General features: G+C 57.0%; 12 protein-coding genes. All 12 read left to right on the top strand.

Annotation, left to right across the window (positions count from 1 at the left end; genetic code table 11):
* Positions 1-323: 323 nt before the first annotated feature.
* The 12 genes from tssB to M2S36_RS22880 all read left to right on the top strand — a co-directional run bounded on the left by tssB (position 324) and on the right by M2S36_RS22880 (position 12939).
* A complete protein-coding gene (tssB, locus tag M2S36_RS22935; RefSeq protein ID WP_233688260.1) occupies positions 324-827 on the top strand; it encodes a type VI secretion system contractile sheath small subunit in 504 nt (167 codons plus the stop codon).
* A gap of 17 nt (positions 828-844) precedes the next feature.
* A complete protein-coding gene (tssC, locus tag M2S36_RS22930; RefSeq protein ID WP_233688261.1) occupies positions 845-2335 on the top strand; it encodes a type VI secretion system contractile sheath large subunit in 1491 nt (496 codons plus the stop codon).
* Positions 2332-2742 carry a type VI secretion system baseplate subunit TssE gene (tssE, locus tag M2S36_RS22925; protein ID WP_233688262.1) on the top strand — a complete coding sequence of 137 codons (411 nt, stop codon included), beginning with the start codon at positions 2332-2334 and terminating at the stop codon, positions 2740-2742. The genes tssC and tssE overlap by 4 nt, the downstream gene beginning before the upstream one ends.
* A 3-nt stretch (positions 2743-2745) precedes the next feature.
* On the top strand, positions 2746-4512 hold the full coding sequence (gene tssF / locus M2S36_RS22920) for a type VI secretion system baseplate subunit TssF (protein WP_333957897.1): 1767 nt from the start codon (positions 2746-2748) through the stop codon (positions 4510-4512).
* Entirely contained in the window at positions 4476-5492 is a 1017-nt protein-coding gene (gene tssG / locus M2S36_RS22915; RefSeq protein ID WP_207830487.1) for a type VI secretion system baseplate subunit TssG, read from the top strand. Before tssF ends, tssG begins: the two co-directional genes overlap by 37 nt.
* Positions 5489-6052, top strand: a complete 564-nt coding sequence (locus tag M2S36_RS22910) for an FHA domain-containing protein (RefSeq protein ID WP_233688265.1) — start codon at positions 5489-5491, stop codon at positions 6050-6052. The genes tssG and M2S36_RS22910 overlap by 4 nt, the downstream gene beginning before the upstream one ends.
* Positions 6049-6843, top strand: a complete 795-nt coding sequence (gene tssJ / locus M2S36_RS22905) for a type VI secretion system lipoprotein TssJ (protein WP_207830491.1) — start codon at positions 6049-6051, stop codon at positions 6841-6843. The genes M2S36_RS22910 and tssJ overlap by 4 nt, the downstream gene beginning before the upstream one ends.
* Before the next feature lie 52 nt (positions 6844-6895).
* Positions 6896-8233 (top strand): type VI secretion system baseplate subunit TssK, encoded by a 1338-nt coding sequence (gene tssK, locus M2S36_RS22900; protein WP_207830495.1) that lies wholly within the window; start codon positions 6896-6898, stop codon positions 8231-8233.
* Position 8234: 1 nt separating this feature from the next.
* Complete coding sequence (icmH, locus tag M2S36_RS22895; protein WP_207830499.1) at positions 8235-9110, top strand: type IVB secretion system protein IcmH/DotU; 876 nt, start codon at positions 8235-8237, stop codon at positions 9108-9110.
* A gap of 130 nt (positions 9111-9240) precedes the next feature.
* Positions 9241-9750, top strand: coding sequence for an Hcp family type VI secretion system effector (locus M2S36_RS22890; RefSeq protein ID WP_087500852.1), 510 nt, complete (start codon positions 9241-9243; stop codon positions 9748-9750).
* A 91-nt stretch (positions 9751-9841) separates the two neighbouring features.
* A complete protein-coding gene (locus M2S36_RS22885) occupies positions 9842-12010 on the top strand; it encodes a type VI secretion system Vgr family protein (protein ID WP_241106550.1) in 2169 nt (722 codons plus the stop codon).
* Positions 12007-12939, top strand: a complete 933-nt coding sequence (locus M2S36_RS22880) for a DUF4123 domain-containing protein (RefSeq protein ID WP_333957895.1) — start codon at positions 12007-12009, stop codon at positions 12937-12939. Before M2S36_RS22885 ends, M2S36_RS22880 begins: the two co-directional genes overlap by 4 nt.
* Positions 12940-13060 lie beyond the last annotated feature (121 nt).

Below are 13060 nucleotides of genomic sequence, written 5' to 3'. Positions count from 1 at the left end.
CGGGCAATCATCTTGAGTCCACTCTCTTTTTGAAATAGTAAACACATCCCACATGATAAGTCGCACTTTCCTACAAAATCAGCCAACCACACCGAACAAAGTGCAAAACACCAAACCGAACGATATCGACCGGAGCCTAGTACATCACCAAGAGATAACACAAACAAATATTTTCTTACATCTTTTCACTCGACTCCCGCCACACTCAGAGCGCATGGTTTTTATGCACCAACAGACTTAAGCAAGGGCACATGTTTATTATTACACACGAATTTGTAGGACACTTCCTACATATAAGCTGAAACATTCAAGGATATCAGTCAATGAGCAAGTCCTCCGGCTCCGTTGCGCCCCAAGAGCGCATCAACATCAAATACGTACCGGCCACCAGTGGGGAACAAGCCGAAGTAGAGCTACCTCACAAGATGCTTGTTTTGGGCGACTTCGGCCTGGATGACAACCGCGCCCTGGAAGACCGTACGGTCATGCGTATTGACAAACACACCTTCAACAATGTGCTGAGCGATGCCGAGGTGCGCCTGGATATGTCGGTGCCATCCATGCTCGGCGCAGCGCAGGATACGGAACTGGCGGTCAATCTGGAGTTCAAGTCGATCAACGACTTCGGGCCCGATTGCATCGCTCGCCAGGTGCCGGAGCTGAACAAACTGATTCAACTGCGAGAGGCGTTAGTCGCCCTGAAAGGCCCGCTGGGCAACGTGCCAACTTTCCGCAAGCAACTGCAACATCTGTTGAACAACGAGCAAGCCCGCAAACAACTCGCGAAAGAACTCGACCTGGTGCTCGAGGCGCCAAAAGAAGACTGAGACAACGGAGCGTCCCAATGCCAAAGCCAAGCAACACTAGCGTCGCCGCTGAAGCAACTACCGAGACAATGAGCAATACCACCTTGCTCGACCAGATCATGGCAGGAACCAAGTTGGTGCCCGCTCAAGAGGGCTATCAGGTTGCTCGCCAGGGTGTATCTGCGTTCATTGCCAAAATTCTCATGAGCAATGACCCAGATCAACTAATCAACAAGCATCGCGTCGACCAGATGATTGCAGAGCTGGATCGGGTACTCAGCAAACAGATGGATGCCATTCTTCATCAGCCCGAGTTCCAACAGCTTGAATCGTCGTGGCGTAGCCTCAAACTTCTGGTGGACCGCACGGACTTCCGCGAGAACATAAAGCTTGAGGTGTTGCATGTTTGCAAGGAAGACCTGCTCGATGACTTCGAGAACGCGGCCGACATCACCTGCAGTGGCATTTACAAACACGTCTACACCGCAGGCTACGGCCAATTTGGTGGTGAACCAGTTGCAGCTATGGTCGGCAACTACAACTTCGGCCCTTCCTCCCCGGACATCAAGCTACTGAGCTACATGGCCTCTGTCGGTGCCATGTCGCATGCGCCGTTCCTGGCGGCACCTTCTCCGGAGTTCTTCAACCTCAGCAGCTTTGAGGAGTTGCCGAACCTCAAGGAGATCAAGGACATCTTCGCCGGCCCACGGCATGCCAAATGGCGTGCTTTCCGGGAAAGTGAAGATGCCCGTCACACTGCACTGACCGGGCCGCGCTTCATGCTCCGCTCCGCCTACCACCACCAGGAGAAATCGATCGAGAGCTTCAACTACGACGAGGACATCGCCGGCCGGCATGACAACTACTTGTGGGGCAACTCCGCCTTCCTGCTGGCCAGCTGCATCAACGACAGCTTTGCCCGCTACCGCTGGTGCCCGAACATAATCGGCCCGCAGTCAGGCGGCGCTGTCGAAGATCTGCCGGTGCATCTGTACGAATCCCTGGGTCAGATGCAGGCCAAAATTCCTACTGAGGTGCTGATTTCCGACCGAAAAGAGTTCGAACTGGCCGAAGAGGGCTTCATCGCCCTGACCATGCGCAAGGACAGCGACAACGCCGCTTTCTTCTCGGCCAATTCGGTGCAGAAACCGAAGAACTTCCCCAAGACACCCGAAGGCCTGCAGGCCCAGACCAACTACAAGCTCGGCACTCAGTTGCCCTACCTGTTCATCGTCAACCGGCTGGCCCACTACATCAAGGTGCTGCAGCGCGAGCAGATCGGCAGCTGGAAAGAACGGCGCGACCTTGAGTGCGAGCTCAACAAATGGATCAAGCAGTATGTCGCCGATCAGGAGAACCCTTCTGCCGATGTACGCAGCCGCCGGCCGCTACGCGCTGCCAGCGTTGAAGTTTCAGACGTTGCCGGTGATCCAGGCTGGTACCAGGTCTCGCTCGCCGTACGCCCGCACTTCAAATACATGGGTGCGAACTTCGAAATCTCCCTGGTCGGGCGGCTCGACAGGCAATGAGAGGCTTTTTTGATCGCTTGATAGCGGATCAGTCTGCCAATCGGGAGCCATCTCGGCAGGAGAACGCCTCCCACAAGTTCTCCGCCATCAAGCGCCATCTCGAAACACTGCTCAACGCCCGCCAAGGTTGCTCCCAGAGCAGCCCTGAGCTGGGCCTGCGCGACTTCAACGGGCACGACACGAGCAGCGGCGATCTGCTTGAGCAAGTGAGCATTGATATTCGCCGCACCATCCAGCGCTTTGAACCACGCATACAGGTGCATGCGCTCAAAGCAGTGCCCGATTGTTACTCCCCGCTGGAGTTGCATTTCAGGCTGGACTGCCAGGTACAGGTCAATGACCACACGGAGCAGTTGCAACTGGAGCTGCTGGTCAACGGGCACAACCGCTATACCCGAGTGAGGTGACCCATGTCACTGAAGGACCGATTCAACGAAGAACTGCGCTACCTGCATGAGTTGGGAAGCGACTTCGCCAAGGACAACCCACAGCTGGCTCGGCTGCTTGGCAACGGCGGTAGCGACCCCGATGTCGAACGCCTGATGGAAGCCTTTGCGTTCCTGACGGCCAAGCTACGACTGAAGCTGGAAGACGACTTGCCAGAACTGACGCACCCTATGCTGCAGTTGCTGTGGCCCAACTACCTTCGGCCGCTGCCCAGCGTAACGATCATCCAGTTCACGCCACGCAAGCAATCGCTCAGCCAGTCACAACAGATCCCTAAGGGTTCAAGGTTGTTCTCAAAACCCGTGGACGGTGTCGCCTGTGAATTTCGCACCTGCACAGCTGTAAACATTCATCCGTTCGAAATCGACGCGGTAGGCGCAACCCAAGCCCTCGACAATTCCGTGGTTCACATCGATCTTCAAACCCTGGTGAAGCGGCCGTTGAATACCTTGGGCTGTGCCAGCCTCGATTTCCACCTCAGCGGTGATCACCGCACCGCCCGCACGCTCTATTTATGGATCTCTCAATACCTCGAACATGTCAGCGTAACCATCAATGGCGAGGTTCGCCGATTGCCGGCCAGCAGCATCGCCTTTCCGGGTTTCAACCCTGATGAAGCCCTGCTGCCCTATCCGCAGAACGTCTTCGATGGCTACCGGATCCTGCAGGAGTACTTCATCTTCCCACAGCGCTTTCACTTCTTCGCTGTCACCGGACTGGAACGCCTGTGGCCCGCAGAACAAAGCGCCAAGGTACGTATCAAGCTGCACTTCACCCGCCAGCTTCCCGACTCGCTGCGTGTCGGCAAGGCAGACTTCAGGCTGTTCTGCACAACTGCAGTCAACCTGTTCAAGCACAGCGCCGAACCTATCGACCTGTCCAGCGACGTTGCTCAGGTCGAGCTGAAGCCTAAAGGCGCAGAGCGCTACGCTTACGAGATCTTCAGCATCGATGAGGTGATCAGTACCCGCACCACGACTGACGGCAGTACCGGCGAACACCTGAGAACCTTCCGCCCATTCGAATCGTTCGCCCATGAAATCGAGCATGTACAAGGGCGCACGGCGTTGTATTACCGCTACCAGCTCGAAGAATCCCTGCGCGGCGATGGCGTCACGCATCGCATCGCTTTCGTACGCGCCGATGCCAACACCTACATTGGCGAGCTGGAAACGGCGTCCATCGACCTGACCTGCACCAATCGCGACCTGCCACTGGCGTTGGGCATCGATGACATCAACGTGCTCACCGAAATCACGCCACCCCTGGCTACCTACACCAACATCTGCGCCCCCACCCGCCCGTACAGGCCGGTGCTGGATGGCCAGTTGCAGTGGGCCTTGATCTCCAACATGTCGCTCAACTACCTGTCGCTGCTCTCGGTCGACCCACTGAAAGCGGTCATTCGCGCCTATGACTTCGCCGCGTTGCACGACATCCAGCAAACACGCACCACCCGCAAGCGCCTCGATGGCATCCGCGATGTTCACACAACACCCTTGGATTGGCTTATCAAGGGGCAACCCATTCGTGGCCTGCACACCCGGCTGAAGCTGGACCAGGCCGCCTTCCTCTGCGAAGGCGACTTGTACCTGTTCAGTTGCGTGCTCGCGCACTTCTTCGCGCTGTACGCCAGCATCAATTCCTTCCATCAACTGGAAGTAATCAACACCACCAATAACGAGCACTACACATGGCCAATCCAGACCGGCAAACAACCGCTGATCTAGCCGACAAGCTGCTCGCCGAGGCGCACCAGTACAACTTCTTCCAGTTGCTGGAGCGCTTGCACGGCCTGCATGGTGATGACCTTGAACCACGCTGGCCGAGCGAGGCCACCCGGTTACGTGTGCGCCTTGCCAGCGACCCGCGGCTGACCTTCCCCGTTTCGGACGTATACAAAGCCGAACGGATGCCCGGCGAGGAACAGCGCTATCGCGTGTGCGCCACTTTCATGGGTTTGCACGGTACTGACTCGCCTTTGCCCACCTATTACCTGGAACAGGTGGCATACGAGCATGCACAGGGTATTGGTGTGCGGCCGGCTTTCTTCGATTTCTTCAACCACTACCTGCTCAGCCTGCTGCATCGAATCTGGCGTAAATATCGCTACTACATCCGCTTTCAGCCGGGAGCCACCGATGGGTTCTCACAGTACGTCTTTGCGCTGCTTGGTTTGAACGACAAACAGCTGCGAGGGGACACGGCACTGCCCTGGAGTCGGCTGCTCAGTTTTGCCGGTGTCATTGCCAGCCGCAGCCGTGCACCGGGAACCGTGGCCGGCATCATTGCCCACTGTTTCGACCTCAGGCATGTGCAGATCCGCGAGTTCGAAACCCGCTCGGTCCCCACTACTGCCAAACAGCTTGTAAGCCTCGGGCGCAGCAACGGCGAGCTGGGCAGCACGTTCATGGTCGGCAGCCGCACGCGCACCCGGAGCAGCAAGTTCACCATCGTGATCAGCGAACTGGAACAAGCGCAATTGCGCGACTTGCTCCCCAGCGGCATCAACTTCGGCCGCTTGCGCGCGCTAATCGACTTTTTACTGCGTGATGGCTTGGCCTACGACCTGGAACTGCGCCTGAAGCAAAACGCGCTGTCATCTTTCTGTCTGCACCGCAGCCGAGGCGCCTATCTGGGCTGGACCAGCTTTGTCGATGACCGCCACGGCCAGATCAGCCCCGTCGTCCGGTTCCGGGGGCGCTCATGAATACATTGACCTTGAACATTACCAATCTCGATCAATTGCAGCACACCGTCACCGCGCGGTATCGGTTCGATTGCACGGGCGGCACCATCGGCAGCAAGGCAGCCACCTGGCTGATCAATGACCGTGACCAGACCGTTGCACCAATTCACTGCGAAATCCGCTGGATCGAGGGCAGCTTCTGTGTGATCGATCACTGCAATCGCACCTATCTGAACGACAGCATCGTCAGCCTGGGAGAGATAACTGCGAGACGGCTTCTTGAGGGTGATCAGCTTCATGTCGGCGCCTATCGGCTGTTGGTTCAGTACTCACAAACCGATGCGCGCTCACTTGAGGATCTGTTCAACCCTGGCCATAGGGTACTCGACCAGCTGATCGCCGAAATGCCGACCGAGACTTGGCAACCAAAGCCTCCAACTGCCCGGGCTACCACTGAGATCTGCTCGGTCTTCGAGCTGGACGTGGGGAATGATCCCTTGGCGGCATTGGATGCAGTGACAGTAAAGGGGTTATCGCACGAAACCCCACTGCAACGCCTGATTGCAGGAGGACACTCATGACGCGACATCCGCTCGCAGTCACCCTGTTGACCATGTTGATCGGGCTGTCAGGCTGCACTTCCCTGAGCAGAGTGAGCCAAGTGGTCATGGACCCTTCGCTGCCCATTGGACCGCCCAAGGATCACCCAACCGAGGTCGCGTTCAGCATCAATGCCAGCCCTACCCTCAATGTCAACCCGAACAGCCTGGATATCGCAACTGAACATGTAAGCGTCCTGGAGCCTAGCCCCTACGCCGTGAGCCTGAGTGCAGGAGACCCCTACGCACTGACCGAAAAAGTAGGAACGTTGTTCGAATATCTCCAGGAGCAATTTCCCGCTGTATCGCCGGTCGTCATGGACGAGGACGAAAGCAATGACCTGGCTTATTCGCCACTGGAGGAAAGCACACCCGGTAGTTACGACGACCCGACAGTGGTGCTTACCTTGCCGCGCACTACAACCCTGCCCACGGAGCCGGTCGCTACGCCCATTGCCATCAAGATCCTGCAGTTAAGCGACGACTCTCTGCTACGCAACAGCGTGTATCAACTGCTGGACAAGGACCCGGCCAAGGTTCTGCGCAGCACCTACATTCGTGATGACGATTACCTGCTGCGCCCTGGCCAGTTCAAGTTCATCCCCTTTGCGCCCATCGAGCCCGAGACCCGCTTCGTAGCGGTAATTGGCGACTACCGAAGCCAGGAAAACGCAACCTGGCGCCAAGTGCTGCGCATTCCTCCACGCGGACACCAGATCATTCTGTCGGTGTTGGTCAACGACACGCAGATCCTGCTCAAGGAAGAAGACTGATGGCGCTAATTGTCCTGTCCTTTTCGCTTACTCACGCTGACATGGAGCGCACATGAGTTCACGTAATCCCGTCCTTTGGCCTGAGGGCCTGTTCGTCAAACCACAGCATTTCCAGCAGGCGGCCCGGGCTAGCGAAGCAGCCTTGCACCAACGCCTTGGTAGCCTAAATGCAGCCTTTTACGGTTTCAGCGAACTTCAGCTTAATGACGAGTACCTCACCCTGGGCAAAATCGCCATTACCCGGGCCCGGGGTATCATGCCAGACGGCACGGTGTTCGATATCCCCGCGGATCTTCCACCACCACCGCCGCTGGAAATCGAAGATGACGCTTCGAAGGACAGCGAAGTGTATCTATGCCTGCCCCTGCGCACCGATGGTGGCCGTGAAGTGAGCTGGCCAGACAATACCGTCGACTCCCGTTACATCGCCCAGGCACAGGAAATCAAGGATACCCATAGCGCTGACGGCGACCTGGTGCAGGTCGACCTGGCCGTCCCCAACCTGCAGCTCAAACGCAAGGCCGAAGACAGCAACGCCTACACCCGCCTGGCCTTGGCACGCATTCTGGAGCGCCGTCCCGATGGCAGCCTGCAGCTGGATGAAGCGTTCTACCCCACCTGCGTGGCAGTGCGGGCAATACCGGCGCTGCAACGTTTTCTTGAAGAAATTACCAACACCATGCGCGAACGGGGGCGCAACCTCGCAGCACGCATTGGCGGAGCAGGCCAGTCTGGCATCGCCGATATTCGCGACTTCAATCTGCTGCAAGCCATGAACCGCTGGTGGCCCTGCTTCCAGCACCTGGCCAGGCAAGCCCAGACACACCCCGAACAGCTCTACCTGAGCATGAGCCAGGCCTGTGGCGAATTCGTGACCTTTACCGATGAAAATCGGCTGCCACAGGAATACCCCGCCTATCACCACACAGCACTGCGCACCTCGTTCAAGCCGCTGGAAGACACGTTACGCCGAGCACTAGGTACTGTCCTGCAACCGCGCGCCGTGTCGTTAGCACTGAAGACACTGGACTATGGCGTGATGACGACCACGCTGGAGGATCGCCGGCTGATCGATGAGGCTGACTTCATCCTTGCGGTGCGCGCCCACCTGCCCCCTCAGGTGTTGCGCCAGATGTTCGTGCAGAAAGTCAAAGTCACTTCACTCGAATCACTGAACGAGCTGGTGCCATTGCAACTACCAGGTATCCCGTTGACCCCATTACCGGTGGCGCCTCGCGACCTGCCTTTCCATGCAGGCTTCAACTATTTCGAACTGGATCGGCGTGACCCGGCGTGGGCACGCATGAAGACCGCGAGCGGCTTCGGTATCCACATTGCGGGGGACTTCCCCGGCCTTGAACTGCAATTTTGGGCAATCAGGAGTGAATGAGATGGAAGAGAAAAGCAATGCCCCCATCGAAACCACAAATGTCGAAGGCACACGGCTGTACTCGAGGCTCAAGACGCCATTGCCCAGTAACCCACCCACCTCGACAACGTCTGAAGCCGACGAGCAGAAGCCAAAGTCAGAGCCAGAGCCCGTTCATGAAGGCTACCCGGCTGATCCAGACTTCCAGCTACGGGGCGGCTACGACAATCTGATGCTGGACGCAGCTGCACCGCTGTTCGGCCTGGTCATACGCCTGCGCACACTGGATGAATTGCCAAACATCAAAGATGTACACCAGAAAGTGCGCAAGCAGATCGAGAACATCCAGGAAGAAATGCGCCAACACGGCTACGAGCCCGCCCAAACGTTGGCGTATTCGTACGCTCTGTGTCTGTACATCGATGAAGCGGTGATGGAACGGCCCTGGGGCAAGAACAGCTGCTGGAGCCAGGAACCACTGCTCAGCATCTTCCACGACGAAACCTGGGGCGGGGAGAAATTTTTTACGGTGCTGTCCCGCCTGATGCAGGAGCCCGCTCGCTACCAGGACGTACTGGAGTTCATGTACTTCGCGTTGTGCCTTGGCCTGAGGGGCAAGTACGCCATTGCGCCAAAGGGCGAAGAAACGCTGAACGCACTCATCCACCAACTTCACGGGATGCTACGTGAATTGCGTGGGCCTACCCCGGAAGAAGTATGTGACCCCTACACCCATGTGGCTCCGCGCAACTTTCGTATGAACCGGCAATTTCCGTGGTGGAGCCCTTTGGTGATTTCCGTCCTTGCCATGGCCGTGGCCTATGGAATCTATAGCTATCGCCTGCACCTGATTACTACCGAGGTGCTGGAATCACTCAACGGAATTTTACAGCAGTAAATAGCTGAAATTCGAAACCCCTGACTTCAACGATATGGCGAGGCTCCGCCTCGTTAACAAGTCCATCGTTTCCGATGGCCACGCCTTTATAAATATTGGCGTGTACACCTACTGAAATTGGGAGCACATCATGGCATCACCAGCTTATTTAAAAATCAACGGCAAGGTACAAGGCAACATCAGTGAGGGCGCCAGCACTTCCGAGTCGATTGGTAATATTTATCAATCGGAGTTCGCCGATGAGATCATGGTGCAAAAAATCGAGCACGAGATAAACACCCCAATCGACCCACAGAACGGCCAGCCCTCGGGAAAGCGCGTCCATGGCCCTTACAAAGTCACCTTCACAACCAACAAATCAAAGCCCTTGCTGCTGGAATCGATCTGCAAGGCCGAGTTGCTCCCAGAAGTTGTAATCACGCAATACAGAGCAACCAGCGAAGATCCAAATGAGCTGTATTACAGAACCACACTTACGGACGCGACCATCATCAAACTGAGAACCGAGCAGCCCCACGCACAAGAAGACACACCGACGCCCCGACACCAAGAGGTTGAAGTCTGGTTCTCTTACCGGAAAATCACTGAATGCCATGAGGTCTGCGGTACCGAAGGATCCGATGACTGGCAAAAGACTTGAAACACCAACACTCCACTGAGGCATTGAGTGTTCCGGGCAGATTTGCTGCCTGGACACCCTCAAACTATCAGACGGCAGATAAGGAATTCTTATGCCTAGCCAATCTGGACTGCATTACAGCTTTCGACCTCTCGCTAGCCGATTAGAGTTCGAGGTGGTTTCCTTTACCCTCAAGGAAGGTATTAGCACTAATTTCCAATTAGAGCTTGAATTGATCAGCCATGAAAACGATTTAGACTTCGGTCAATTGCTCGACAAACCTGCACTGTTCACCATCTCCCGTGCAAACTGCCCTTTGCGACATGTCCATGGTCTGATCAGCAGGTTCAACCAAGGCGATAGTGGCCCTCATCGCACACGCTATAGCGCGGTAGTCGAACCGCAACTGGCGCGCGCCAACCTGCGCTCGAACTGGCGTATTTTCCAACACAAGACCGTTCCGCAAATTCTTGAATTGATGCTCAAGCGCCAAGGCATCGCACAGTACGAACTGCGGGCAAGCATGGACCACCAGATTCGCGAATTCTGCGTTCAGGCCGGCGAGACAGACCTTGAGTTCATCGCTCGCCTGGCTGCTGAAGAAGGCTTCGTCTACCGCTTCGAGCACAGTGAAAAACTTCACAAACTGATCATCACTGACCGGCTGCAATCGCTTGGCCTGATCAGCCATGGGGTCAAAAAGGCCAAGGATGAAGACGAGAGCTTTCTCGAAGTGGATGGACTGCTCGATCCCAATACAGTCCTCTATCAAGCCAATAGCGGTGGTGCCCAGGCGAAACCCTGCCTGCGGCGCTTGCGCTACAGCGAACAGGTGCGCACGGCACGTCAGGTTCAGCGCGACTACACCTTCACCAACCCGGCCTATCGCCAGGAACACAGAGCCACCGGCCCCTTCCTGGAACATCAATCCAGCGAGTACGAATGCTTCGATTACCCTGGCCGCTACAAGCGCGATGCCGTAGGCAAACCGTTCACTGAAAACCGCATTACCGCACTGCGACACGATGTACGTGTTGCCGAAGTCGGGGGTGATGATGTACGCCTGCAGCCCGGCCTCGGTTTTACACTTGCGGGCCACCCCCGCGCTGACTTCAACGTGCATTGGCGAGTAACTGCGGTCACTCATGAAGGTAGCCAGTTCACCAGCCTGCAAGAAGAAGCCGCCGGCGTCGACCAAAGCACACGCTACGAGCAAATCGCACAGCTCGTCCCCGGCAGAACGGAGTGGCGCCCTGCTCCGCTGGATAAACCTCGCGTCGATGGGCCGCACATGGCGACCGTCGTGGGCCCGCGCGGTGAAGAGATCTATTGCGATGAATGGGGCAGAGTCAAGGTCAGCTTCCCTTGGGACCGTGAAAGCCAGGACAACGAATTCAGCTCCTGCTGGGTGCGGGTATCCCAAGGCTGGGCCGGTGGCAGTTGGGGCTCGATGGCCATTCCACGTATTGGTCAGGACGTGATCATCCAGTACGTCAATGGCGACCCCGACCAGCCAATGATCACCGGGCGCACCTACTGCGGTAATCAGTTGCCGCCCTACGACCTGCCCCGACACAAAACACGCATGACGATCAAAAGCCAGACGCATAAGGGCGATGGCTTCAACGAACTTCGTTTTGAAGATGAACTGGGCCAGGAAGAGGTCTTCATCCACGCACAGAAAGACCAGAACATTGTGGTCAAGCACGATGAGACGACACAGGTCGGCAACGACCGAAAGGAACAGGTCAATAACGACGAATCGATTCTGATTGGCCGTGACCGCACTGAAACGGTTGGCAATGATGAGCGCGTCACCATTGGGCATGACGCCGCTCTCGACATCGGTCGAAACCAGACAATCAAGATAGCCAAGGATCGTATTGAAGCCATCGGCAATCACCGCCACGACCAGATCGCAGCCAATCACCACACCAGTATCGGCGGCAACCTCGAGCAGCGGGTCGAGGGGCATGCCGAACTTGAAGCCCGGGGCGAAATCCGCAGGCGTACCCGCCGCTATGAGCTTCGCACAGCAGAAGCCGTGATCATCCAGGGCCCTGGGGGCTCCATTCAGATCGATGAGACAGGCATCACCCTGGACAGCCCGACAATACGCATCAACGGCCAGATGCTGAAATCGGCAGATGGGGCAACCAACCTGTTTTCCATCAGCGGTGCGCCGGTCAATGGCAACCCGCTGGATCGTCAGTGCGGGCGCCGCCCCGATGGTTCCTGCCCGTTGCCCGACTGCCGCTGCACCAGAGGGCCAGGTCGATGAAAACAGCGCCCTCAAACACGCTGCCAAGCGTGCATTTCGGGAGCAATGCGCGCTTTCTGTTGCTCATGACCATTGTGCTCGAGCACTCGGCCTACCGGCCAATATCCCAGATACTCCCGAATGGCGAGCTGGTCCCGGCCTATGCCCCTTCGGTACTTGAACTAATCAATGAAGTCAGCCGCAACACCCAGCATGCGTGGCTGTGGCGGGGTAGTGCTGTGGATGACCGCCATGACTTTGGGCCGTTGCTGGTAAACGTGTCAGACGCGCCCGAACTGCTTGCCCATGCCATATCTACCTGGATGCCCATTGGCGGTGCCATCGCGCTGAATGCCGATATTGGCTTTACCGAGCTGGTAGACCATTTCTCCAGCCTTGTACAGATCTCGCTTCCGGGTCAGGGGCTGGCCACTTTCCAGTTCAGGCCAGACCACCTTGCAGCCTGGCTGGATGCGCTGGATGACGACCATCGGACTACCTGGCTTGGGCCTGTGTGTTCGCTGGCCTGGCGAATCAACTGGGGGCCGGCTCACGAGTGGAAAACACTTGAACGCAGCCCGACCACTGCCCGTTCTTTTGCGCAAGCCCCACTCTCCCTGCGCAAGCTTGAACTTGAGCGGCTGCAAGCAGGCATGCATGAACACTTCGTGCTCACGTTGGCACACGAGGTGTTAGCCCTGCCACAACACGACCTCCACACACTGGCCGACATCAGGCACTGGATTGAAAGCCTGCTGCCGCAACTGAAAGCCCTCAACTTTCGTGATGAGGAAGTCTCCGGGCAGTTCATCAGGCTGATTGCCAGGCACATGTGGCTCATGAGCAACGATGAGGCAGGGAAGATCTACACCAACCTCGAGGAGTCACCCCAGAGCCGCCTCCGCGAACTGCACGCATTGATCGAGAGCAAGGAGCCCGTCCATGAATGACGCCAGTGTCAGCAGCGCCACCTCCGGCCCTGCCTGTAGCGCACGCATTCCCATCCTGCCGGTGCGCTATGCCATCGTGCCACGCACCGGCGATATGCCTGCCTGCCGCTATGCCGATGCA

Origin of the sequence: Pseudomonas sp. SF2 (genome assembly GCF_036858055.1) — a bacterium.
Classification (GTDB): Bacteria; Pseudomonadota; Gammaproteobacteria; order Pseudomonadales; family Pseudomonadaceae; genus Aquipseudomonas.
Note: the sequence above shows the minus strand (reverse complement) of the source record. Positions and strands in the feature narration are given on the sequence as shown.